Source organism: Candidatus Zymogenus saltonus (assembly GCA_016929395.1).
Lineage (GTDB): Bacteria > Desulfobacterota > Zymogenia > Zymogenales > Zymogenaceae > Zymogenus > Zymogenus saltonus.
Window position 1 is genome coordinate 22,430 of sequence record JAFGIX010000019.1, and the last position, 23,776, is coordinate 46,205.

The window sequence follows — 23,776 nt, forward strand, 5'->3', positions numbered from 1 at the left end:
TATAGAAAATTAGGGGGTAAAAACTGAATGATGAATAAGGAGGAGGAAGGCAAATTGCCCGAAGAGAATCTGAATGAGATTGCGGCGTCTGCAATCAAAGAGGAGAAGAAGGAAGGTAAAGACGTGGACATCGAGAAGCTCTACGAAGAGAGCCTGCAGAGACTCAAGGAGGACGAGATAGTCAAGGGGAAGGTAATCCAGGTGACAAAGGACTTTGTCCTGGTCGACGTAGGGTACAAGTCCGAGGGACAGATCCCCATCGAGGAATTTGCCGAGGGCGGTAAGGGGAACGTGGACGTTCAGGTGGGTGACGAGGTGGACGTCTACATAGAGAGGGGCGAAAACGAAAACGGCATGATCGTTCTCTCCAAGGAGAAGGCGGATCAGTTCATCCTGTGGGACGAGATTAGAAAGGCGTGTGAGGATGACGAGATTGTCGAGGGCAAGATCGTCGGAAAGATCAAAGGGGGATTGGTGGTGGATATCGGCGTTAAGGCGTTCCTCCCCGGCTCCCAGATAGATCTCCATCCGGTGAGAAACCTCGATTCCCTCCTTGGCCAGACGCACCGCTTCAAGATAGTAAAGTTCAACCGCAGAAGGGGAAACATAGTCCTCTCCAGAAGGGCGCTCTTGGAGCAGGAGCGCGAGGAGCAGAAGAAGGAGACCCTGAAAATTCTGGAGGAGGGTATGATTCTCGAGGGAGTCGTCAAGAACATCACCGACTACGGGGCGTTTATCGACCTGGGAGGCATAGACGGGCTCCTGCACATCACTGATATATCCTGGGGCAGGGTAAACCACCCAACCGAACAGCTCTCCATCGGAGAAAAAATCGAGGTGAAGGTCCTAAAGTTTGACAAAGAGAAGGAGCGGGTCTCCCTCGGGATGAAGCAGATCACCCCGAATCCGTGGGATAAGGCGACCAATAAATACGTCCCGGGGAACAGGGTTAAGGGAAAGGTGGTAAGCCTGACCGATTACGGGGCGTTTATCGAGCTGGAGGAGGGAATAGAGGGGCTGGTTCATATATCCGAGATGTCCTGGACGAAGAACATCAAGAGCCCGACCCAGGTGGTGTCACTCAGCGACGAGGTGGAGACGGTGGTCCTCAATGTGGACGCCGAAAACAAGCGAATATCTCTGGGACTCAAGCAGGTCGAGCCGAATCCCTGGGAGATAATAAAAGAGAAATACAGCCCGGGAACGGTGATAAAAGGAACCGTGAAGAACGTCACGGAGTTCGGCGTTTTTGTGGGCACCGACGAGGGCGTGGACGGCCTGGTTCATATCTCCGATATCTCGTGGCACAAGAAAATCAAGCACCCGGCCGAGTATTACAAGAGGGGCCAGGAGGTGGAGGCCGTCGTCCTGAACGTGGATCCCACGGCGGAGCGCTTCTCGCTGGGGATAAAACAGCTTACCGAAGATCCGTGGAAAACGGAGTTTGCCGAGAAGTACAAGCCGGGAACGATAGTCGAGGGTAATGTCGTCAGCATAACGAGCTTCGGCGTGTTTTTGAAGCTCCAGGCAGACATAGAGGGACTCATCCACGTCTCCGAGCTGGCCAAGGGAAGGGTGGAAGACCCCCAGAAATTCTGCAAGGTGGGAGAAACCCTGAAGGCCGTGGTGATTAATCTGGATTCCAATGAAAAGAAGATCGGTCTCTCTCTCAGGGCGCTTATCCAGTCCGAGGAGCAGGGCGATGTCTCAAGCTACATAGACAATCAGGAGGGGAGAAACGTGGTGCTGGGCGATGTCCTTAAGAAGAAATTTGAAGAGACAAATATCTCCTTTTCCGATGGAGAAAAAAAGAGCGAAGATAAGGGCGAAGAGGATAGCGAAGAGAAGGAAGAATAGTCTTCTTTGATTCATCAAGCGGAGGAGGGGATGGGGAAAGAGGTGTGGTGGAGGGATGAATGAGGAGAGTAAGGGGGAGAGGGAGGGGGAGATTTCTGGGACGGGAACTTAAATGGCGGGAAATAGTAGAAGAGGTCTTTTGGAGCAAGAGGCCCTTTATTTAAGTGTTTTTTTTAACCAATATACTGGTTCAGGCGCTGTCTGAACCGGTTTCTTTTATATAGAAAAAGAGGTGAAAAGAATGGTCAAACGAAAGGGGATAATTATTGCCGTAGTCATCGCGGTTTCCTTGGTGATGATTGTAGGTATTTACTCCCTCTCTTTATATATGGTTATGGGGATAAAGCCCTTCTCCAAGAGCGTGGGTGTAATAGAGGTCAAAGGGGTTATTTACGAGTCTGGGGATGTTATCAAGAACATAAAGGATTTTAGAGACAGAGAGGATATAGCCGCAGTCGTCCTGAGGGTGGACTCCCCGGGGGGAGGCGTGGCCGCGGCCCAGGAGATATACGAGGAGATCAAAAAGCTTGCGTCGGAAAAGGTGGTGGTTACCTCCATGGGAGGCGTTGCGGCCTCCGCGGGCTATTACATCTCATTGGGCTCGAGCTACATCTTTGCAAATCCTGGCACCACGACTGGCAGCATCGGAGTCATAGTCCAGGGAATGGAGTTTCACGACGCCCTCGATTCCCTCGGAATCAAGGGATTTGTTATCAAGAGCGGAAAATTCAAAGATACCGGAAGTCCCTTTCGTGAGATGACGGCGGAGGAGAGGCAGTACCTCCAGGATTATATCGACAATATCTTTCAGCAGTTTGTAAATGTCGTGGTGAAGGAGAGAAAGCTCCCCAAGGAGAAGGTGCTGGAGATCGCGGACGGAAGGATATTGAGCGGCGAACAGGCGTTGAAGCTCAAGCTCATTGACGAGCTGGGGAACATGGAAGACGCCGTCAAAAAGGCCGCCGAGATGGCCGGCATCGAGGGCGAGCCGAGGCTTGTCTATCCCCCAAAGGAGAAGATCTCCCTTCTCTCGATTCTCCTTAACGATATGAAGACAGGGCTTGCGGATGTAATATTTGACAGGCTGATGGAAAATAGGATCAGGGTGGAATACAGGCTTGTGCCCTGACATCTCTCCTTGAAAACTATTGAAAAAAATGACCTGTTTCGATAAAAGAGTACTTATCAGCGTCGCATCTTTCCTCATCGCCTTCGATTTAGTAATATGTCGGGGGGCCTTCGCCCTCGATTACATACTCATCCAGATCAAACACAGGCCCGCTGACGAGCTCGTCGAGCTGGTTCTCCCGTTGCTCACGGAGAGCGGCAAGGTCACTGCGGACTTGAACACAAACTCGATCCTTGTGGTCGACGAGAGGGAAAGTCTCGAAAGGGTAAAAGAGTTTATAGCCCGCGTGGACAGACCGTCCAAGCAGGTGCGGATAAAGGCGAAGTTCTTTGACGAAAATGGATTCAGCGATCTGAAGCTCGGTGTAAACTGGCTCTACTCGGACGATCACTTCACCGTGGGAAACATCACCGGCACACCTATGGGTAGGGGCCTCTATATCGATGCGTCGCCGAGTGGAGGCACGGGGAGGTCTCATCGGGAAATCGCCCAGGAACTCCTGATCGCCTCCGGCTCCTCCGGCGACTTTGTGACCGGAAGGAGCGTGCCGGTGGACGGGAGGGTAACGATATATCTCAGGAACCGGGGGATAAAGATCGAGGGGGTTACGTTTCGGGACGTATCCACGGGATTTAAGGTAACACCGGTGGTTACCGGGGACGGCAAGATCAGTATCGACATAGAGCCCTTTCTTTCGTATTTCGCGGACGAGAGGAGGGGGGAGATCGTATTCAAGGAGGCAAGGACAAGCGTTGTGTCTGCGGATGGAAGGGATGTCGTGATAGCGTCGAACGACTCTTCGGGGGGCGATCTGGTTTACGACGTCTTTTCCGGCTTTTCGGGCGGCCGCGGCGACGGCAGATACTATTTTGCGATAAACGCCTCGATCGAAAAATAAAGTTTGAAAAAGGAGGGAACAGCGGTAAATGAAGAATCTTGAGACAAAGGTAAATGGACTAAAGGCCGAAGTCCAGAAGATGACGGGGACGGCAGAAAAGTACGACACCGAATTGAGAAAAAAGCGCAAGGAGCTGAAGAGGGCCCAGAGAAAGCTGAGAAAATTCATGACAAGAAAACAGTCCATCGACTCAAAGATGGCAAAGGTCAGGGAGAAGCACGAGCGGGCAGTAAAGAAGGCCGAGGAGCTTCATAAGGCCGCCGAGCAGGCGAGGGTAGAGGGGGAGAAGATAAAGGAGGAGAGGGAGACAAAGGAGGAGACCGGGGCGGCGGAGGAGAAGGGAGAGAAAAAGGAGGCGGAAATCCAGGCGGAGCCCGCCGAAAAGGCGGATGATTCAAAGCCGGAGGATAAAGAGGACGGGGGGGGAGAGAAGGAAGAGGGAGGGGAGTGACTCAAAGGTCGTTTTAGAGGCCGATCTACCCGTGGGAGTCAAGGGGTTTCGTGTTCTCATTTGAAGTACGGAGACATAGTTTTTCTACCGCCGGGGTATGATAGTAGATGTTAGGGGCCGATGAGATATGATGTTGGGGGGGAAGGAGATACTTAGGGGGGCGGGAGGGACGGGGCCTTGAAGGAACAGGCTAAAGATGACGGACGCCCGGACGCCGATAATATCCGGGTGGGGAAGGAGATATTTGAGGAGGACGGGATGGACGTGATCTTGACGGAGTCGACGGCCGATGAATATCGAGGTTGAGTTTATATTAAGAAATGAAAGATACAAAACCGCCGCTTTTGGGGGCGCATATATCCATCGCCGGCGGAGTCTATACGGCCGCAGACAGGGCGGCGGAGCTCTCCATAAACTGCTTCCAGCTATTCACCAAGAACAGCAACAGGTGGCAGGCCAGGAAGTTCAACACCGGTGAGCCGGAGAGATTCACGGAGGCGGTTTCAAACGGGGGATTCAGGGGGGTGGTGGCCCACGTCGATTACCTGACGAGCCTCGCCTCTCCCGATGACGCCGTCCGGGAGAAATCGAAGGCGGGTCTTTTACTGGAGCTTGGTAGGTGCAGGGAGCTGAAGATCGAGGTCCTTGTGGTTCATCCCACAAGCCACGGCGGCGCCGGGGTCGAGAGCGGGATAAGGCGCTACGCCGCCGGATTGAGGGAGGTGTTGGAAGAGTACGATGACGGGGGGGGAGGAGATGTAGAGGTAATCCTCGAAACCGTCGCCGGGCAGGGAAACGCGATAGGAAAGACCTTCGAGGAGTTAGGCGCCATCCGCGACGAGACAGGATTTAAAGAGAGGATCGGCGTCTGCTACGACACCTGCCACACCTTTGCGGCCGGCTACGACATCACAACGAGGGATAAGTACGAGTCGGTAATCGAGGAGTTCGACAGTCTGCTAGGACTTGAGAGCCTAAAGCTCTTTCACCTCAACGACTCGAAGAAGGGCCTCGGCTCAAACGTGGACAGGCATCAGCACATCGGCTGGGGTGAGATGGGCCTCGAGCCGTTCAGGCTGATAATGAACGACGAGAGGTTTGCCGGGATTCCCAAGATAATAGAGACCCCCAAGGAGGGTGATTATCTCAAGTACGACAGGATAAACCTCGACACGCTGATCGGCCTTGTTGAGAGTTGAAAATGACTGACCCTGAGGATAAAAACCATGGCGGAAAAATATAAAGATATTATATATGAATACTCGGCGGGCGTGGGGATCGTCACCTTGAACCGGCAGAGGGAGATGAACGCCCTCTCGAAAAACCTCTGTCAGGAGCTTTCTCACTTGATGGAGGCCGCAAGGAAGGATGACGCCGTAAAGGTCCTCGTCTTCACCGGCGGCAGCGAGGTGTTCTCCGCCGGGATCGACATCGAAGAGCTCGTAAAGCTCGCACCCCATGAATATCAGGATCACTTCGAGCCGTTAATCGATTACTATCTCGACCTTTACGAGTTTCCCAAGCCGATGATCGCGGCGGTGACGGGCATCGCGATGGGGGGAGGCTTTAACCTCGCCCTCTCTTGCGATTTCATCATAGCGTCGGATACCTCCATCTTCGCCCATCCGGAGGTCAAGTTCGGCCTAAATCCCATCTTCGACCCCCTCTGGAGGAGGGTGGGCATTGCAAGGGCGAAGGAGATAACGATGACCGGAGAGCCTGTCGGGGCCCGTGAGGCGGAGCGGATGGGACTTGTCAACAGGGTGCTCCCGTCCGAGGAGGTAATGGAGGCCGCCATGACCCTTGCAAAGAACATCGCCGATAAATCGCCCAAGGTACTCTCCATGATCAAGCGGGTCTCCGACCTCGTCCCCCGGCTGGACAGGCGCTCCGCCATAGAACACGAGGTGGAGCTCTCGGCGCTCCTCCTTTCATACGAGGAGACCCGAACCAAGCTGAACGAGGCGCTGGAAAGGCTGAAGAGGAAAAAAGGTAAATAGGTGGAAACATGACAGGAGCTCCCCCCGACCTCGATGGAAAGCTTGATGGAAAGATATTGGACTCGCTCCTCTTCGATGAGATGAGCGGTAAGGAGGTGAAGCGCCTATTCCGTTATTTCGAGAGGAGAGGATTTCCCGAAAACAGCACGATATTTATCGAGAAGATGGACGGAGAGTCCCTCTTCCTGATCGCCGACGGGAGGGTCGAGCTGACGTGGATGGTGGCGGAGGGGAGCGAAAAGAAGTTGGTGGAGCTTTCACCCGGAGAGAGCTTCGGGGAGCTGGCCCTCTTTGACCCGGGCCCCAGGGCCGTGACGGCAAGGGTGGTCGAGGATTCGGATATCTATATCCTAACCAGGGAGAAATTTAACGAGATGAGAAAAAAGGATCCGGATATCTGCTTGAGTCTCGTCATCGCCCTGTCGAAGAAGATCGCCGGAAGCCTGAGGGGGAGCATAAGGACGCTTTCGGATTCAATCGTCAAGGGGTAATGGATGGGGGCAGAGGACGGAGGCAAAGGTAAAAGGGGCGGAATATAATAGGGATTATATTAGAACGTATAAATGTTCATATATTAAAGGGCAACGTCAATCAGAAATAACAGTGACCATAATGGTGATCGCAAAAGGTTGGCCGCCGTGGATGTGGGAAGCAACACCGTAAGGCTCATGGTGGCCGAGGGAAGATCGGGACCTGAAAGGGGGGACAAGCGTCCCCCCTTTGACGTTATGGCGCGGAGATTCAAGATAACGAGGTTGGGGGAGGGAATGGGAGACGGGTGGAAGGAGGGAAGGGCGCTGAAGAGGGGGGCGATTGAGAGGACCGTGGGCGCCCTCTCGCAGTTCAAGGAGGAGTGGACAAGGCTTAAGGTTTACGACTACAGGGTGGTGGCCACGAGCGCCGCGAGGGAGGCGGAAAACGGCGGGGAGCTTGTCGATGCCGCCGAGGATTTGGGGATCGCGGTGGAGATAATATCGGAGCTTGAGGAGGCGAGGCTTTCCCTTGTGGGGATAGCCGGCTCGGCCGGTATCGACATCGACAGGGGGTCGGCGCTGATATTTGACGTGGGCGGGGGAAGCACGGAGTTTACCTTGACAGAGAACGGCCGCGTGCTCGGTACGCTCAGCACCGACCTGGGCGTGGTCAGGCTGACGGAGATGTTTGTTGCCCACAATCCCCCGGAGGAGAGAGAAATCCTTAATATCGAGAAATTTGTGGAAAATCGTCTCTCGATGATATATAATCGCTTGACGGCGGGAGACGGCAAATGGAGCGGTAACGGGGGGAAGGGGGGTATGGAGGGGGATCGGGTCGATTTCCCAAAGCTGCCCTTTGACAGGCTCGTGGGAACGGCGGGGACGGTGACCACCTTGGCCGCAATCGACATGGGAGTCGAGTCGGTCGACAAGTACGATCCCGCGAGGGTCGACGGCTACAGACTGGACCGTTCGAGAATATCCGGGATTTTCGATATTTTAAGGTCGATTCCGAACGAAGAGAGGCTCTCGAGATACCCGGTCCTCGAGAAGGGGAGGGAGGACGTGATTGTCGCGGGGGTTGTTATAGTGCTGTCCGTAATGAAGACCTTCGGACAAAAGCTCCTGACCGCTTCCGACAGCGGGCTTTTAGAGGGGATAGTGGTCGATTTAATTGGGCTTGACAAGGTTGATTAAAAAGTTTTCATTGAATAAAAGAAATAAATGTCGTTTTTAAAGACAGAGGAAAAACCGTGAACGCAGAAAATGACAGTTGGGGGCTTACGTTTGACGATGTCCTCCTTATTCCGAGAAAGACCGAGGTGATCCCGAGGGACGTGGATGTATCGACCCGCCTTACAAAGAAGATCAGGCTCTCCATACCCCTTTTGAGCGCCGCGATGGATACGGTGACGGAGTCGGCCACGGCCATCTCCATGGCCCAGGAGGGTGGTGTAGGCATCATCCATAAAAACATGGATATTATGGAGCAGGCCCTCGAGGTGGACAAGGTCAAAAAGTCGGAGAGCGGGATGATAGTCGATCCGATAACTATAGGGCCGAAGAACAAGATCCACGAGGCCCTCGAGATAATGGAGCGGTACCGGATCTCCGGGGTTCCGGTGGTGGAGGGGAAGAAGCTCGTGGGGATACTCACCAACCGCGACCTCCGCTTCGAGACGAACCTCAACCTCGCCGTGGAAGACGTGATGACGAAGGATAAACTCGTCAAGGTGAGGGAGGGGATTACCATCGAGGAGTCGAAGAAGAAGCTCCACGAGCACAGGATCGAAAAGCTTTTGGTTGTCGATGACCAGGACAACCTCAAGGGGCTGATCACGGTAAAGGATATCCAGAAAAAAATGAAGTATCCGGACGCGTCGAAGGACGAGCTGGGAAGATTGCTTGTCGGGGCCGCCGTAGGGGTGGGGCCGGACAGGGAGGCGAGGATAGAGGCGCTCCTGGGCGCAAAGGTCGACATAATAGTCATAGACACCGCCCACGCCCACTCCAAGATTGTCATCGACGCCGTCTCCGACACAAAGAAGAACTTCGGCAACGTCGAGTTGATCTGCGGAAACGTGGCAACGGCGGAGGCGTGCAGCGCCCTTATCAAGGCCGGGGCGGACGCGGTCAAGGTGGGGATCGGCCCCGGCTCAATCTGCACCACGAGGATAGTGGCCGGTGTGGGAATGCCCCAGTTTACCGCGATAATGGACTGCTTCAGCGCGGCCAAAAAGACCGAGACTCCCATAATCGCCGACGGCGGGATAAAGTTTTCGGGGGACGTCACGAAGGCGGTCGCCGCGGGGGCGGACACGATCATGATCGGGGGCCTCTTTGCGGGCACGGACGAGAGCCCGGGCGAGATCATCCTCTTTCAGGGGAGGTCCTACAAGACCTACAGGGGGATGGGCTCCATCGAGGCGATGAAGGCGGGATCGGGGGATCGCTATTTTCAGGGGGACGTGGAGGAGGCGGGAAAGCTCGTGCCGGAGGGGATAGAGGGAAGGGTACCATACAAGGGGCCTCTCTCCCTATCGATAACTCAGCTGGTGGGGGGGCTTAAGTCCGGTATGGGATATTTGGGGACGAAGAACATCGAGGAGCTCAGGGGGAAAGTCCCCTATGTCCGCATAACCCCGGCGGGACTGAGGGAGAGCCACGTCCACGACGTCATAATTACAAAAGAAGCGCCTAACTACCGTTTGGAATAGTAAATTGACAGAAGATATCCATAAAGAAAAGGTACTGATCCTCGACTTCGGCTCCCAGTACACCCAGCTTATCGCCAGGAGGGTGAGGGAGGAGAAGATCTACTGCGAGATATATCCCTTTAATATCCCGGTAGATCAGATCAGGGAGATGTCGCCCAATGCGGTTATACTCTCCGGGGGGCCGGCCAGCGTTTACGACAAGGGGGCGCCGATGATCACCGACGAACTGTTCAGGCTCGGCATCCCGGTTCTCGGAATCTGCTACGGGATGCAGATCATCGCTTATTTGTTGGGGGGGAAGGTCGTCTCCGCTAGAAAGAGGGAGTATGGCAGGGCGGTTGTCAGGCCCGTTTCCAACAACGGGATTTTTTCGGGCTTCAGGGCCGACGAAAAGGTCGAGGTGTGGATGAGCCACGGCGACAGCCTTAAAAGCCCCCCGAAGGGCTTCACGATTACCGCCGAGAGCGAAAACAGGCTCATGGCCGCGATAGAGAACGAGAAATCGAGGATCTACGGCGTCCAGTTCCACCCGGAGGTCGTCCACACCCCCAGGGGTGAAGAGATATTGCGTAACTTCCTGTTCGACATCTCGGGGCTCCACGGACTCTGGGATATGAGGTCGTTTGTGGAGATGGAGGTGGAGGAGATAAGAAACAGGGTGGGGGACGACCGCGTCATCTGCGCCCTCTCCGGCGGGGTGGACTCCTCGGTGGTGGCGGCGCTCCTCTTCAGGGCCATCGGGGACAAGCTGACCTGCATCTTCGTCAACAACGGCGTTCTGAGAAAGGGGGAGGCCGACCGGGTGAAGAAGGTCTTTCGCGGCCACTTCAACGTTGACCTCGACTACGTGGACGCCGGGGATTTCTTCCTGAAGAGGCTCTCCAACGTAGAAGACCCGGAGAAGAAGAGAAAGATCATAGGCAACACCTTCATTGAGATATTCGAGGCGGAGGCGGAGAAGATCTCCGGCGTAAAATATCTTGCTCAGGGGACCCTCTACCCTGACGTGATCGAGAGCGTCTCCTTCAGGGGGCCTTCCGCCACCATAAAGTCCCACCACAACGTGGGCGGGCTGCCGGAGAAGATGAACCTGGAGCTGATCGAGCCGCTGAGGGAGCTTTTCAAGGACGAGGTGAGGCTACTGGGCAAGGAGCTGGGGCTCCCGGACGAGATGATCAAGCGCCACCCGTTCCCGGGGCCGGGGCTTGCCGTGAGAATCCTGGGGGAGGTGACGAAGGAGAACGTCGCCATGCTCCAGGAGGCGGACATGATCATGGAAAACGAGATAAAGTCGAGCGGCTGGTACGACAAGATTTGGCAGGCCTTCGCCGTCCTGTTGCCCGTAAAGAGCGTCGGCGTGATGGGGGACGAGCGCACCTACGACAACGTCGTCGCCTTAAGGGCAGTGGACAGCCTCGACGGCATGACCGCCGACTGGTCTCGGATCCCCCACGAGATACTCGCCAAGATATCCAACAGGATCATAAACGAGGTCAAGGGAGTAAACAGGGTCGTTTACGATATATCCTCCAAACCCCCCAGCACCATCGAATGGGAGTAGCCCCGATGGCCGAGAAGAGAACATCCAACTTCGTTCACCTGCACCTCCACACGCAGTACAGCCTGCTCGACGGCGCCATAAGGCTGGACGATCTCTTCTCCGCCGCCAACGATTTCAATATGCCGGCCGTGGCCATAACCGACCACGGAAATCTCTTCGGGGCGGTCGACTTTTACATAAAGGCAAGAGACGCCGGGATAAAGCCTATAATCGGTTGTGAGATGTACGTGGCGAGGGGGAGATACGACTCGAAGGGGGGAGGCGCTGCCAAAGACGACTCCCACCACCTTGTACTCCTCGTGGAAAACGAGGCGGGCTACAAGAACCTGACGAGGCTTCTCACCCACGCCCACCTGGAGGGCTTCTACTACAAGCCGAGGGTAGATAAGGAGCTGCTCTCAAAACACAGCGGGGGGCTTGTCGCCTCATCCGCGTGCCTGAAGAGCGAGATAGCTGAAAAAATATTGGGGGACGACAAGAAGGGGGCGAGGGAGGTCGCCGGGATGTACGCCGGGATGTTCCCAGGCAGGTTCTACCTCGAGCTTATGGAGAACGGCATCGAAGACCAGAGGCGGGTGAATACGGAGCTTATCCGAATCTCAAAGGAGATGAACCTTCCCCTTGTGGCCACCAACGACTGCCACTATCTCAAAAAAAGCGACTCGGAGGCCCACGACGCCCTCCTATGCATCCAGACCGGAAAGACGATAAACGACACGAACAGGATGAAGTTCTCGACGAACCAGTTCTACTTCAAGTCCCCGGAGGAGATGACAAGCGCCTTCAGGGATGTGCCAGAGGCTATCAAAAACACCCTGGCCGTAGCCGAGAGGTGCGATTTTTCCTTTTCCTTCGGGCGGTTCCAGTTTCCGGAATACAGCGTCTCTTCCGGTGAGAGCCTGGACGACGTCCTCGACAGGGCGGCGATAGAGGGCCTTAAGGCGAGGATGGATCTGATGAGGGCAAATCGCGGCGGAAATATCGAGGGCGTCGAGAGGCAATACCGGGATCGACTCGAAAGGGAGCTCAGGATGATCAAGGAGATGGGATTCTCCGGCTACTTCCTCATCGTCGCCGATTTCATTGACTACGCCAAGGAGAACTCGATCTCCGTCGGCCCTGGGAGGGGGTCGGCCGCCGGGAGCCTTGTGGCCTACGCCCTCGGGATTACCGATATAGATCCGATCGAATACGACCTTCTCTTCGAGCGGTTCCTCAACCCTGAGAGAATAAGCATGCCCGATATCGACATTGACTTCTGCAAGAACGGCAGGGACGACGTCATCAGGTACGTCTCGGAGAAGTACGGCGGGGAGGAAAAGGTCGCCCAGATCGTCACGTTCGGGAAGATGCAGGCGAGGGCGGTCATCCGGGACGTTGGGCGGGTCCTCGACATGCCCTATCCCGACGTGGACAGGATAGCCAAGCTCATCCCCGCCATGCCCCTTAACATAACCCTCGATGACGCCTTGAAGGCGGAGCCGCGCTTCAAGGAGATGGTCGATAGCGACCCAAAGGTTCAGAAACTCGTGAAGATCGCAAAGGGGCTGGAGGGATTGAACCGCCACTCCTCGACTCACGCCGCGGGGATGGTGATCTCAAACCTTCCCCTCGTGGAGTACATGCCCCTGACGCGGGGTCAAAAGGGGGAGGTCGTAACCCAGTTTGACATGAAATGCGTGGAGAAGCTGGGGCTGATCAAGTTCGACTTTTTGGGTTTGAGGACCCTGACCGTAATCGAAGACGCCATAAAGCTCATCAGGGAGAACAGGGGCGTCGACCTCGATATATCTAAAATCTCCCTCAAAGACCCTGAAACCTTCAAGCTCCTCCAGTCGGGGAACACAGACGGTGTCTTTCAGCTGGAGAGCTCCGGCATGAAGGACCTGATGGTGAGGCTCATCCCGGAGAAGTTCGAGGAGGTGATAGCGCTCGTGGCCCTCTACAGGCCGGGCCCGCTGAACACGGGGATGGCCGAGGAGTTCATAAAGCGCAAGCACAACCGGAAGCTGATAAAATACGAGCTTCCCCAGCTGGAGGAAATCCTTGGCGACACCTACGGCGTTATGGTGTATCAGGAACAGGTGATGCAGATTGCCACGGCCCTCGCCAACTTCACCATAGCGGACGGCGACCTCCTGAGGAGGGCGATGGGAAAGAAGATCAGAGAAGAGATGGCCGCCCAGAAGGAGAAGTTCATGGAGGGTGCCCTGAAAAACGGGATAAACGAGAAAAAGGCGGAGAAGATATTCGACCAGATGGAGGAATTTGCCGAGTACGGATTCAACAAGTCCCACAGCGCAGCATACGCGATGGTGTCGTATCGGACAGCCTTTCTCAAGGCGCACTACCCGGTGGAGTTCATGGCGGCGCTTCTGACCTCCGAGATGGACGACACCGACAAGATAATGAAGTATATAGGAGAGGCGAGGGAGATGGGGATAAACGTCCTCCCGCCCCACATAAACGACAGCGGCCTCACGTTTTCCGCCTCCGGGGACGAGATACTCTTCGGGCTTGCCGCCGTGAAAAACGTAGGAGCGGCGGCGATCCAGTCGATCATAGAGTCGAGGAGAGACGGAGGCGACTTTTCGTCGCTGTTCGATTTTGCAAAAAGGGTCGATCTCAGGAAGGTGAACAAGAGGGTATTGGAGAGCCTCATCAAATGCGGGGCGTTCGATTTCTCCAACGTCTCCAGGGCCAGGATGATGGCCGCGATAGACAGGGCGGTCGAGATGGGACAGAGCTACCAGGACGAGAAGAGGATCGGACAGGCCAACCTATTTGAAAACCTAATCGGCCCCGGGGACGGCATGATTGATTCGGAGGAGTATCCGGACGTTCCGGACTGGAGCGACCAGATGCTGATGGCAAACGAGAAGGAGAGCCTCGGGTTTTACATAACCGGGCATCCCCTCCTATCGTACGAGAACGCCTTTAAGTCGAAGACAAACTGTGATACCATTACCATAAATGAAAAGCCGGACAGGTCGTCTGTGTGGATAGGGGGGATATGCGCCGCAAAGAAGGAGATAATGACGAAGAAGGGGGATAGGATGGCCTTTCTGACCCTCGAGGACATGAAGGGATTCATCGAGGTCGTGGTCTTCTCCGACCTCTATCAGAAGTCCATTCAGCTCATGGAAGACGACGTCCCGATCCTCGTGGGGGGAGTGCTGGACAGGGGGGACGAGACAAGCAAGGTCCTCGCAAAGGAGATATTGAGCTTAAAAGACGCGCCGATAAGGGGCGAGAAGAAGGTTTTTATCGAGATGGATAACCTCAGCGTTCCGGCGGAGGACATCGAGAGGCTGAAGCAGATTATGGAGAGACACAGGGGCAGGAGCCGTGTCTTCCTCCTCGTGAGGGATAGCGACAGCGGCAGCATCACCCTCTCTCTGCCGGGGAGCCTGGGAGTTGACCCGAGCAATGATTTCATAAACGAGGTAAAGACCCTCTTTAGCGGCGGTTCCGTCTGGTTGGACTGATTATTTTAAGGACGTCATGGGGGGATGGGGGGGATGGGGGGGACTAAATGTGCAGAAACCGGCGAAACTTTAAATCCTTTTACATTATTTTTGACGGGCCGTAAAACATTGGAATATCAAATCATTGAGCGAATAATCGAGCGAGACATCGAGCGGAGGGACTTCTTATGAATGAGGTGAAATTTGACAGGAGCATCCGGGAGCTTACGAGGAAGATCAACGAGATAAAAAAGACCGCCGATAATCTTGACGGGTCAAAGATATCCGGCAACGTTCGCGATCTTCAGGAGAGGGCAAAGAGGCTCGAAGAAGACTACTACCTGAAGGGCGACCGGTGGATGAAGGTCGAGATCTCGAGGCACGATAAGAGACCCCAGATGCTCGACTACATCTCCCGTATCTTTGACGGCTTTTTGGAGCTCAAGGGGGACAGGTTATACGGCAATGACAGGGCCGTTGTCGGAGGGCTTTCCAGGCTCGACGAAATCGGCGTAATGGTGATCGGCAACCACAAGGGGAGGGGATTAAAGGAGCGTCTCGAAAGGAATTTCGGGATGCCTCACCCGGAGGGGTATAGAAAGGCTATCAGGCTTATGAAACTGGCCGAGCGCTTCGGAATCCCCTTGATCACGATGATAGACACCCCCGGCGCATATCCAGGCGTAGAGGCGGAGGAGAGGGGGCAGTCGGAGGCGATAGCGAGCTGTATGTACACCATGATGAGGCTTAAGGTCCCCATAATCTCGGTGGTCCTCGGAGAGGGAGGGAGCGGGGGCGCCCTAGCCCTCGGAATCTCCGACAGGGTGTTGATGATGGAAAACGCCAACTACTCGGTCGTCTCCCCGGAGGCGTGCGCCTCGATCCTCTGGAAGGACAGGAAGATGAAGAAACAGGCCGCCGAGGCGTTGAAGTCTACGGCGAAGGACAACCTCGAAAACGGACTGATAGACGAGATCGTGCCGGAGCCGCTGGGAGGCGCGCACCGCAGCCACAAGGAGGCGGCGGACGCCCTTTACGGCGTGCTGAGGAGGCACCTCGCGGAGCTTTTGGATATGGACGTCGACAGGCTCTTAAAGAACCGCTACGAGCGCTTCAGGGATATAGGGGTCTTTTCATTGTAGGATTTGTTAATCTGGATACTTGCTTGAAAACATGATATAATCAGTAATATTAAATCTGAAAAAGCTGGAAGATATGCTTAAGTTCATAAAGACTATAAGGGAAGATATACGGGTTGTCTTCGAGAGGGATCCCGCCGCAAGGTCGACCCTCGAGATAATTCTCTGCTACCCGGGGCTTCACGCCGTGATTTTTTACAGGGTGGCCCACTGGTTCTGGACAAAGAGGCTCTACCTGATAGGCCGCATGATCTCCCACCTGGGGAGGTTTCTGACCGGAATCGAGATCCACCCCGGGGCGAAGATCGGGCGAAGGTTCTTTATTGACCACGGCATGGGGGTGATCATCGGGGAGACCTCGGAGATCGCCGACAACGTTACAATCTATCAGGGGGTGACGCTGGGGGGCAAAAGCTGGAAGAAGGAGAAGCGCCACCCAGACCTCGGGGAGCACGTGGTTGTGGGCGCCGGTACGAAGATCATCGGCCCGTGCAGGCTCGGCGCCTTTTCGAGGATAGGGGCGAACTCCGTCGTGGTAAGGGACGTTCCGCCGAAGTCGACCGTTGTGGGTGTGCCAGGCAGGATCATCTATTCGATGGAGGGGGAGATTCACGACGACGTGAACCTGGAGCATCACCTCCTGCCCGACCCGGAGGAGCAGGCGCTCCTCTGCCTGATCGAGAGAGTCAAGGAGCTTGAGAAAAAGGTGAGGCTCCTTGAGGGCGAGAACAGGAAAAGGGAGACCGAAGAGGCGGGGGAGGCATATCCCGAAGGTCGAAAAGAGCAGAAAGACCTCGGGATCAAATGAGGCGGGGGGCCGGGGACGAAGGTGAGTTGGGGCTGATGGGGGGATAGGGGGGAAGGATAATATTTTGTCTTAATTATATATCTTCCGATATGTAACACATCAATATATCCAACATATTCAGATATTCAATATTCAATATTTCAGACTGGACTTGAATCCAATCCAAGGCCGTGAGGCTAAGAAATTGCGTGACATTTTCGCGAACAGGCTGTATCGAATAGGGCGGGGTGGTCGTGGTCTTGTGCAGTTCACCGTTACCGTCAAGGAGACAAACCTGTTAATTCAGGCCGAGGAGGATTTTACCAAGGAAGCTATTGACACCGTCTTAAATCTTCGCGGAAACATTGAGAGCTATATGAAATCTAGGCCCGAGTTCGCCTCATCCCTCGAACCGATAGAGGCCTATCCCTACGCTCCGAATATCGTCAAGGAGATGATCGAGGATTCGAGGCTTGCCGGGACTGGGCCGATGGCCGCCGTAGCGGGGGCGATAGCGGAGTTTTTGGCGCGGGCGCTTTCCGATCGTGGGGATGGGAAGAGGGGGGAGGTTATTGTGGAGAACGGCGGGGATGTCTTTATGATGACCGGAGGTGAGAGGGTCGTCGGCCTTTACGGCAGCGAAATTCTATTTGGCCTCGGAATCAAGATTCCCGCCGCCGATTCGGGGGAGATGGGCGTCGGCATCTCTTCGTCCTCGGCCCTCTTCGGCGAGTCGTTGAGCTTCGGAAGATGCGAACTTGCAACGGCCGTTGCAGAGAGGGGGGCGCTTTCGGATGCCGCGGCCACGGCACTCGGAAACATGGTCAGGAGCGAAAGGGATATCGAGGGCGCACTAAAGGAGATTTTGGATATCCCGGGTGTGACGGGGGGGATTGTGGTGATTGACGGCAGAATGGGGATAAAGGGCGATATTGAGCTTATCGCCCTGAGTGATTAGCTTTTAATAAGGTTGAAAATCGGTAATTTGATGATTTGGCCCGAATAACGATGATACAGGGTATCTACGAAATGTCTTTTGGCAACCGCTGTTTTTGAAATACGCGTTCCCTCTAATCCCGAATCGACTATATCATGCTACCAATGCGCTTCGATTCAGCCTTCCCACTCTCCCCCCTTTACATCGTTTCCCTCTTCGCCTTCCCTAAATTATATCGGCTCCAACTTGTGTTTTACTTTTCCTCTGTTCCGCCCCCGGATTGCATCGATCCAACTTTAAGCCGACCCCTCCTTGCGACAGTCCCAACTTGGGCCGTCCCCCGACTTGAGTCGCTCCCAAACTTGCCCCACCCCAACTTATGCCACCCCCTGCCGCAACTTGACCTGCCCTAAACCTGCGCCGACCCCCGCTCCAATTTGCGACAATTCCAATCCCAGCCTGCATCTCCCCAAAATTGCGATAGCCCCAACTTGCCCTGACCCCCAACTTGCCCTGACCCTCAACTTGCCCCGCTCTAATTTGCGCTAACTCCCCTTTGCCCTGCTTTAAATCTGCGCCGACCCTCTCCCTGTCTGTTGTTCGGTGGATTTACTTTTCGTATCCAATCCCCACGCCGAGACCCACGTTGCCACGGGGTGCATCGGTTTTGTAGTAGCCGTAACCGACGTAGGGGTTTGAAGTGGCGCATCCTGAAATGACGAGAATGGCGAATATGGATAGAAGCAGAAAGGCCAGTTTAATTTTTCTAATCATTCTAAAACCCCCCGAATAATTCACTCATAAGTATTTTTATGGTATTAGATTATTATAATTTTATGGTCAAGTCAAGAGGAAACGTAATAGGTTATAGAAAAATTGGAGGGAGAAGGGGGCTAAAAGGGGTAGGAGAGGGAGAGTTTAAGAAATAGACCGGGACGATGCCCCTCTTCTTTGTATCAACGGCGGCATGATTAGAGACTCACGGCCCGATTAACTCATTTAGAGTATCTCTTTATCGCCTCCTCCCAAATGCCCTGGCTCTTGAGGATGAACTCAACGACCTCCCTGACGGCACCCCTTCCTCCAGGCTTTTCCGTAATAATATCTGCGGTTTTAAGGACCTCGTCGACGGAATCGGCGACGGCGACCGCGAAGCCTACCAATTTCATCGCCGGTATGTCGATGAGGTCGTCCCCGACGTAGGCCGCATCGCCGCCGGTCAGCCCCGTCTGTTTAAGGATATTCTCTACCGTTTCCCCCTTTTTGATCGCCCCCTGATAAATGTAGTCTATTGAAAGCTCCCTGGCGCGGTGTTTTACGACCTTGGAGTTCCTCCCCGTCACGATGGCTGTCTTTATCCCCGCACGGCCCAGCATCTTTATTCCGTGGCCGTCCCTCACGTCGAAGAACTTGGACTCTATGCCTTTGTCATCAATCACGATCCGGCCGTCGGTCAAGACGCCGTCCACGTCCATGATTAGTATCTTCACCTTTGACGCCCGCTTAAGGGCATCCTTGCTTTTTATTTTCATCTGTCCTTTTCCAACGAGTTTTAACAAATTTTATCTACAGTCTTTTTTTCGTCTCTTCGAACGTGTCCTTTGAGCAGGCGAGGACCGTGCCTATGGGGAAAACCTCCCCCGCCTGCCTTACCATCTCCGACGACAGTCTCCTTATGTCCCACTGGGCCGTCTTGTCCATCCTGATCCTTGCGATGTGGTAGAGCTCCCTGAGGTTCAGTGAGATCAGCAGCCTCAGCCTGTGGGCGTTGGTCAGGATATATGGCGCGGCCTTAGGCGATAGCGCCCTTATCTTTTCGTACACGTCCCTTGTTCCTTCGACGGCCCTTATGAAATTGTCTTTGAGGCCCGCCTCTACGATCGTCTCCGGGACTTCAACGCCGAGGTCGGGATTGTAGTCCTGTTTTATTATCGTCGCCATCCTGTGGCGTTTGAGCTGTGCGAAGCAGGAGGAGGATATAATCGCCTCGAAGGTGAGTCCTATCGTCTCAAACTCCCTCATGGCGCGGTCGTAAGACTCCATGTATTTGAAGGAGGACTTGACAATCTCCTCGACCTTGTCTTTTTCCATCCCCTTGATTGAATTCAGAAGTGTTTCGTGGTCGAGGTTGGTCAAGGGAAAGACCAGCGCCGCCGCAAGGCGAAACTCCCCGTCCCGTGTGTAATCGACGAGCTTTAAGGACGTGTCTTTTTTCCCCTTGTCGCCCCGGCTTCCTTGCGCGTGTTTTGTGAACGATTCACCTATCAGGTCCTTTGTCTTTGTGTCGTAGTCGGTCCCCTTGGTGTATTTTATGACGGAGGGGGCGTAGGGTGAGACGGCGTCGTAGATAGTCTTGGAGAGCTCGACCGCCTCGTTAAGCCCGCTTGCCGAGAGCCTTCTTAAGGTCATCTCGAGGACCCTGGCGTTTGCGGTCATTCCCATCTGGGTCAGGGTGGCGAGGGGGACGACGTATCGCGCGTCCTCCTTTGCCCAGCCGTCGAGGGTGACCTTGCCCCTTTTGTCCTCTGCGAGGTCGGGGTGTTTTTTGTGTATAAAGGGGAGGAGTTTTTCATAGAGGGTGTGGTACGTCCCGTTTAGGCTCTTGACTGCGTCTCTGAAGGGGGTTTCGAGGCCGGCGTCGACTATCTCCTTTGGGATAACGTGATCGTCCGTAAGGGTAATGTACCTCTGGGATTTCTCGGTGTATGAGGCGAGCCTCGTCCTCTGTAGCTCCTCGGTAACGAGCCTCGATATCCCGATGATGTCGAGGTTGAAGACGGCGTGCTCCGCCACGGACGAGTGTCCCATGCCGAAGATGATCGATTCGTTTGACCTTCTCGCCTTTTCGACCTCATCAAGGGCGTTGAGCCTTAACTCGTTTACCGGCCTTGGGTCCCTGCTTATACGGGCGTAGGCCGCGCTGAAGGTCTCCGGGGTCAGCTCTTCGGAGGCCCCGAACCTGTCGAGGAAGCCTTCAATCTCTTCTTTGTCTCCCCCTATCAGCTTGAGGGCCGCGCCCTTGTATTCGAACAGTCTTTCTTTGTCGACGTTGAATCCGGAAAGAATGACCTTCATACTTAATATTGCTCCTCAAAATATCTTCGTTTTACTCATTAATATGTGCTTTTTAGTCTCAGTCCGCTTATTACGCCTATTACGAGAAACATCAGGATAATGGGGATACCGCCGAGGAGGGCGGCAGAGCAGAACTCCGGCCAGTTGGTGGAAAAATCCCCCTCTAAGAAAGACCTCAATCCCAGGGCCAGGGTGTAGAGCTTCGAGTCTGTCAAGACCACCGCCGCGAGGAGGAAATCGCAGTAGGAGGCGATGAAGTTGAAGGCGAAGGCGACAAGGAGGATCGGGGCCGTGGTGGGGAGGACGATGGACAGATATATTCTTAAAGGCCCCGCCCCGTCGAGGGTCGCCGCCTCCTCCATTGACCTCGGGACCGTGTCGAAAAAGCCCTTGATCATCCATGTGGTGAAGGGGATGGCCCCGGCCAGATAGACGAGGACGAGGGCCGTCAGCGTGTCAAGGATTTTGAAGAACTGGAGTATCTTGTATAAGGCGACGATCGACATGATCCCCGGAAAGAGCTGTACGATAAGGAGGGTCGAGGTCATTACCTCCCTTCCCCTGAAAGCGTACCGGGAGAGGACCTGGGCGGATAGGGAAGTGAGGACGACGGCAAGAAGGGCGGTCATCCCCGATACGTAGACGGAGTTCTTTATCCAGATAAGGAAGTCGGTCTCGGCCATGAGCCTGACGTAGTTGTCGAGGGTGAAGCCCTCGGGAAGAAGCCTCCCGGAGTAGAGTTCCCCCCCGGCCGAGAAGGAGACGGACAGGATGAAGAGGATCGGGATAGAGGAAAAGAGGGCGATAAGGACTATGAAGGAACTCCCCGCTAGAGAGGCGGGAAAGCCCTTCACCGCCTTGGCCCCTGCCACGGTTGATTCTATTTCGGTCGCCTTCCTCATTTGGTGGTCTCCTCGATTCTCCTCATCTCTCTCAAAATACCTCCTCTCTCCCCCTTCTTATCCACCCGAGATTATACAGGGTAATAATGCCGATGGCAACAAATACGATTACCGCATATGCGGCGGCAAGACCGTATCTCCTGCTCTGGAGGGTGAGCTTGAAGATGTACGAGATAATGATGTCCGTCGAGCCGGCGCCGCCTATGCTCCCGGGGCTTGTGGGGCCGCCCGCCGTCAGGAGGTAAATGGCGGTGAAGTTGTTGAACGAGGCGGAAAATCCCATCACCAGAACAGGTATCATCCGTCTGGTCACAAGCGGAAATGTAAAGGAGGTGAAGATCGCGATCGGACCGGCGCCGTCGATACGCGCCGCCTCCATCACACCATTGGGGATCGTCCTTATTATTCCTGTGGCCATGGTCGTCATAAACGGTATCCCCAGCCAGACGCTGACCGCGATCACGGAAAGCCTGGCCAGATTTGGATCCATGAGCCACGGGGTCTTTGAGAGGCCGAGCCGCTCGAGTATGAGATTTATAGCTCCGAAGTTGTAATTGAAGAGCCCCTTCCATATCAGGATTGTGATGAAGGCCGGCACTACCCAAGGGAGTATCATGAGGGGCAATGCTGTGGCGGATATGAAGCGGGGGGTTCTGGTCAGGGCAGAAGCCGCCAGGACGCCTATGATAAAGGGGACTGCGATCGATACGACGGAATAGACGACGTTCCACAGCCCCACCCTGAAGAAGTCTGAAACGGGGCTTGTGAAGATGGTTATGTAGTTAAAAAGTCCCACGAAATCGTAGCTGTCGTAGTGGTAGAGGCTCATGTTCGTGGTTGAGATGTAGACGTTGTAGAGGATGGGCGAGACGGAGAGGACGAGGAGAAAGAAGGCGATCGGGGCGAGCGTCGAGAATATAAACAGGCCTTCCGTTTTTCTCCCGCTCTTCATTTCTTTATCTCCGAGATTACAGTCTTGAGGCGCTCCTCCATCGTGCAGAGGGCGTCCTTCGGGGTCGATTTTCCCTCGAGGGTGAGGCTTGCGCCGTCGGCAAAGGCGTCCCAGACAAGCTCGCCCGCCGGGTCGTTCGGGAAGGGTAGGGAGTCCCCGGCGATTTTCACCGAGGTCTCCAAGGTCGGCTCCCTCTCGTAGTCCTCATCCGTGTAGATTTTCGGGTTGACCATGACGCGCACTCCCCCGGAGGCCTCGAAGTAAGCCCTCATGTTTTCGGGTCTTAGGAAAAAGGCAACGAACTTCAGGGCGTCCTCCTTTTTGTCCGAGTAAGCCGAAACGGCGATCCCCATAAGCGTGGATAGGGGGCACCCCCGCCTCCCGTCGGAGAAGGGGGGGATTGGGTAATACCCCACGTCGATGCCGAGCGACCTGTAGTAGGGGATCAGGTAGGTCCCGTGGATCATCGCCGCCGCCTTCCCCTTGGAGAATAGGTCTGATATGATCGGATACGTGATCCCCTTGGGGATCAGAGCCGGAGCGCCGCAACGCGACTGCGTCAGGCCTTGCATGAACGTCAGGGCCGAAACACCGCCTTCCGTGCAGAAGCCGAGGTTCCCTGTGTCGTAACACCCGGCTGCGTTTTCAGCGAAGATATAGGCGCCGTTTGCATCGTAGAATGGGAAGGTGAAGTAGAAGTTAGTCGGGTCGGTCAAAAAGCCGTAGGTGTCTACCTTCCCGTCGCCGTCCGTGTCCCGGGTGAGATTAGTGGCCGTCTCGATCAGCTCCTCCATCGTATCGGGGACGCTTTTGATAATGCCCCTGTTGATAACGAGCCCGTAAGACTCCACGGTCAAGGGAACGCCGTAGAGCACCGCGTCTTTCCCCTCCCCGCCGCTCCACGTGAACGCGGAGACGAGGGATTCCGGGCAGTCTTTAAGGGACGCCGTGATATTCGCCGATATATTCGATATATCGGTTGTGTCAACATCCATAGGCGCAATATCCATCGCAATCGGCGTTATCAGTTTCATCAGCGCCAGGGCCCCAACCGAGGTGTGTGTGATGCTCAGGATGTCCGGTCCCTTCCCTGCCGGGGCGGCGAGCTCCAGCTTCGTCGTTATCTCGAATATCCCGATCTCCCTCACGTCGACCGCAATTCCGCTCTCCTCCGTAAACTTCTTCCCGATCAATCTTACGGCCTCCGCCTCTTCACCACTCATGGTTACCCAGAAGGTCAGAGTGTCCGTTTCCGTTTCGGGCGCCCTCCTGCAGGAGCTTAAAAAAATTGAGCAGGAGAGGAGACAGATCGCGATTATGGATACGGCTCCCCTAATTTTTGTGCCGTGTATAAAATCCATTCGGAACGCTTGAAAAGCCTCCAACAATGTTTTAGCCAACGACTAAAATTCTGATTGAAGATAAAAA

Annotated in this window: 20 protein-coding genes; 14 read left to right on the plus strand and 6 right to left on the minus strand. The window is 54.9% G+C overall.

Annotation, left to right across the window (positions count from 1 at the left end):
* Window positions 1-27: 27 nt before the first annotated feature.
* The 14 genes from JW984_03790 (at window position 28) to JW984_03855 (ending at window position 17,440) form a co-directional block, all read left to right on the plus strand.
* Window positions 28-1,857 (plus strand): 30S ribosomal protein S1, encoded by a 1,830-nt coding sequence (locus JW984_03790; GenBank protein ID MBN1572299.1) that lies wholly within the window; start codon window positions 28-30, stop codon window positions 1,855-1,857.
* A gap of 241 nt (window positions 1,858-2,098) precedes the next feature.
* Window positions 2,099-2,986 (plus strand): signal peptide peptidase SppA, encoded by an 888-nt coding sequence (sppA, locus tag JW984_03795; GenBank protein MBN1572300.1) that lies wholly within the window; start codon window positions 2,099-2,101, stop codon window positions 2,984-2,986.
* A gap of 28 nt (window positions 2,987-3,014) precedes the next feature.
* A complete protein-coding gene (locus JW984_03800) occupies window positions 3,015-3,884 on the plus strand; it encodes a hypothetical protein (GenBank protein MBN1572301.1) in 870 nt (289 codons plus the stop codon).
* 28 nt (window positions 3,885-3,912) lie between these two features.
* On the plus strand, window positions 3,913-4,335 hold the full coding sequence (locus JW984_03805; protein ID MBN1572302.1) for a hypothetical protein: 423 nt from the start codon (window positions 3,913-3,915) through the stop codon (window positions 4,333-4,335).
* A 320-nt stretch (window positions 4,336-4,655) separates the two neighbouring features.
* Window positions 4,656-5,534: a deoxyribonuclease IV gene (locus tag JW984_03810; GenBank protein ID MBN1572303.1), complete on the plus strand. Its 879-nt coding sequence runs from the start codon at window positions 4,656-4,658 to the stop codon at window positions 5,532-5,534.
* A 27-nt stretch (window positions 5,535-5,561) separates the two neighbouring features.
* Window positions 5,562-6,335 carry an enoyl-CoA hydratase/isomerase family protein gene (locus tag JW984_03815; GenBank protein MBN1572304.1) on the plus strand — a complete coding sequence of 258 codons (774 nt, stop codon included), beginning with the start codon at window positions 5,562-5,564 and terminating at the stop codon, window positions 6,333-6,335.
* Between the two features lie 8 nt (window positions 6,336-6,343).
* The gene (locus tag JW984_03820) at window positions 6,344-6,826 is read left to right on the plus strand and encodes a cyclic nucleotide-binding domain-containing protein (GenBank protein ID MBN1572305.1); all 483 of its coding nucleotides are present in this window, start codon (window positions 6,344-6,346) and stop codon (window positions 6,824-6,826) included.
* Window positions 6,827-6,973: 147 nt separating this feature from the next.
* Complete coding sequence (locus JW984_03825; protein ID MBN1572306.1) at window positions 6,974-8,008, plus strand: hypothetical protein; 1,035 nt, start codon at window positions 6,974-6,976, stop codon at window positions 8,006-8,008.
* A gap of 56 nt (window positions 8,009-8,064) precedes the next feature.
* Window positions 8,065-9,528, plus strand: coding sequence for an IMP dehydrogenase (guaB, locus tag JW984_03830; protein ID MBN1572307.1), 1,464 nt, complete (start codon window positions 8,065-8,067; stop codon window positions 9,526-9,528).
* A gap of 4 nt (window positions 9,529-9,532) precedes the next feature.
* Entirely contained in the window at window positions 9,533-11,089 is a 1,557-nt protein-coding gene (gene guaA / locus JW984_03835) for a glutamine-hydrolyzing GMP synthase (protein ID MBN1572308.1), read from the plus strand.
* A 5-nt stretch (window positions 11,090-11,094) separates the two neighbouring features.
* Window positions 11,095-14,577, plus strand: a complete 3,483-nt coding sequence (locus JW984_03840; protein ID MBN1572309.1) for a DNA polymerase III subunit alpha — start codon at window positions 11,095-11,097, stop codon at window positions 14,575-14,577.
* Between the two features lie 167 nt (window positions 14,578-14,744).
* Window positions 14,745-15,698: an acetyl-CoA carboxylase carboxyltransferase subunit alpha gene (locus JW984_03845; protein ID MBN1572310.1), complete on the plus strand. Its 954-nt coding sequence runs from the start codon at window positions 14,745-14,747 to the stop codon at window positions 15,696-15,698.
* Window positions 15,699-15,771: 73 nt separating this feature from the next.
* Window positions 15,772-16,503: a serine O-acetyltransferase gene (gene cysE, locus JW984_03850; GenBank protein MBN1572311.1), complete on the plus strand. Its 732-nt coding sequence runs from the start codon at window positions 15,772-15,774 to the stop codon at window positions 16,501-16,503.
* Between the two features lie 184 nt (window positions 16,504-16,687).
* Complete coding sequence (locus JW984_03855; GenBank protein ID MBN1572312.1) at window positions 16,688-17,440, plus strand: UPF0280 family protein; 753 nt, start codon at window positions 16,688-16,690, stop codon at window positions 17,438-17,440.
* Window positions 17,441-18,028: 588 nt separating this feature from the next.
* On the opposite strand, the gene JW984_03860 is transcribed toward JW984_03855, so the two are convergent.
* From JW984_03860 to JW984_03885, 6 genes are all read right to left on the minus strand, one after another.
* Complete coding sequence (locus JW984_03860; GenBank protein ID MBN1572313.1) at window positions 18,029-18,193, minus strand: hypothetical protein; 165 nt, start codon at window positions 18,191-18,193, stop codon at window positions 18,029-18,031.
* A gap of 221 nt (window positions 18,194-18,414) precedes the next feature.
* On the minus strand, window positions 18,415-18,951 hold the full coding sequence (locus tag JW984_03865) for an HAD-IIIA family hydrolase (GenBank protein ID MBN1572314.1): 537 nt from the start codon (window positions 18,949-18,951) through the stop codon (window positions 18,415-18,417).
* A 34-nt stretch (window positions 18,952-18,985) separates the two neighbouring features.
* Window positions 18,986-20,494, minus strand: a complete 1,509-nt coding sequence (locus JW984_03870; GenBank protein MBN1572315.1) for an FAD-dependent thymidylate synthase — start codon at window positions 20,492-20,494, stop codon at window positions 18,986-18,988.
* Window positions 20,495-20,532: 38 nt separating this feature from the next.
* On the minus strand, window positions 20,533-21,396 hold the full coding sequence (locus JW984_03875) for an ABC transporter permease subunit (GenBank protein ID MBN1572316.1): 864 nt from the start codon (window positions 21,394-21,396) through the stop codon (window positions 20,533-20,535).
* Between the two features lie 31 nt (window positions 21,397-21,427).
* Window positions 21,428-22,348 carry a sugar ABC transporter permease gene (locus JW984_03880; GenBank protein MBN1572317.1) on the minus strand — a complete coding sequence of 307 codons (921 nt, stop codon included), beginning with the start codon at window positions 22,346-22,348 and terminating at the stop codon, window positions 21,428-21,430.
* The gene (locus JW984_03885) at window positions 22,345-23,709 is read right to left on the minus strand and encodes an extracellular solute-binding protein (protein ID MBN1572318.1); all 1,365 of its coding nucleotides are present in this window, start codon (window positions 23,707-23,709) and stop codon (window positions 22,345-22,347) included. The genes JW984_03880 and JW984_03885 overlap by 4 nt, the downstream gene beginning before the upstream one ends.
* Window positions 23,710-23,776 lie beyond the last annotated feature (67 nt).

Excerpts from the sequence above, each read along its gene's own strand:
- JW984_03790 (MBN1572299.1), top strand. The coding sequence starts at position 28 with ATGATGAATAAGGAGGAGGAAGGCAAATTGCCCGAAGAGAATCTGAAT.
- sppA (MBN1572300.1), top strand. The coding sequence starts at position 2,099 with ATGGTCAAACGAAAGGGGATAATTATTGCCGTAGTCATCGCGGTTTCC.
- JW984_03800 (MBN1572301.1), top strand. The coding sequence starts at position 3,015 with ATGACCTGTTTCGATAAAAGAGTACTTATCAGCGTCGCATCTTTCCTC.
- JW984_03805 (MBN1572302.1), top strand. The coding sequence starts at position 3,913 with ATGAAGAATCTTGAGACAAAGGTAAATGGACTAAAGGCCGAAGTCCAG.
- JW984_03810 (MBN1572303.1), top strand. The coding sequence starts at position 4,656 with ATGAAAGATACAAAACCGCCGCTTTTGGGGGCGCATATATCCATCGCC.
- JW984_03815 (MBN1572304.1), top strand. The coding sequence starts at position 5,562 with ATGGCGGAAAAATATAAAGATATTATATATGAATACTCGGCGGGCGTG.
- JW984_03820 (MBN1572305.1), top strand. The coding sequence starts at position 6,344 with ATGACAGGAGCTCCCCCCGACCTCGATGGAAAGCTTGATGGAAAGATA.
- JW984_03840 (MBN1572309.1), top strand. The coding sequence starts at position 11,095 with ATGGCCGAGAAGAGAACATCCAACTTCGTTCACCTGCACCTCCACACG.
- JW984_03845 (MBN1572310.1), top strand. The coding sequence starts at position 14,745 with ATGAATGAGGTGAAATTTGACAGGAGCATCCGGGAGCTTACGAGGAAG.
- cysE (MBN1572311.1), top strand. The coding sequence starts at position 15,772 with ATGCTTAAGTTCATAAAGACTATAAGGGAAGATATACGGGTTGTCTTC.
- JW984_03860 (MBN1572313.1), bottom strand. The coding sequence starts at position 18,193 with ATGATTAGAAAAATTAAACTGGCCTTTCTGCTTCTATCCATATTCGCC.
- JW984_03865 (MBN1572314.1), bottom strand. The coding sequence starts at position 18,951 with ATGAAAATAAAAAGCAAGGATGCCCTTAAGCGGGCGTCAAAGGTGAAG.
- JW984_03870 (MBN1572315.1), bottom strand. The coding sequence starts at position 20,494 with ATGAAGGTCATTCTTTCCGGATTCAACGTCGACAAAGAAAGACTGTTC.
- JW984_03875 (MBN1572316.1), bottom strand. The coding sequence starts at position 21,396 with ATGAGGAAGGCGACCGAAATAGAATCAACCGTGGCAGGGGCCAAGGCG.
- JW984_03880 (MBN1572317.1), bottom strand. The coding sequence starts at position 22,348 with ATGAAGAGCGGGAGAAAAACGGAAGGCCTGTTTATATTCTCGACGCTC.
- JW984_03885 (MBN1572318.1), bottom strand. The coding sequence starts at position 23,709 with ATGGATTTTATACACGGCACAAAAATTAGGGGAGCCGTATCCATAATC.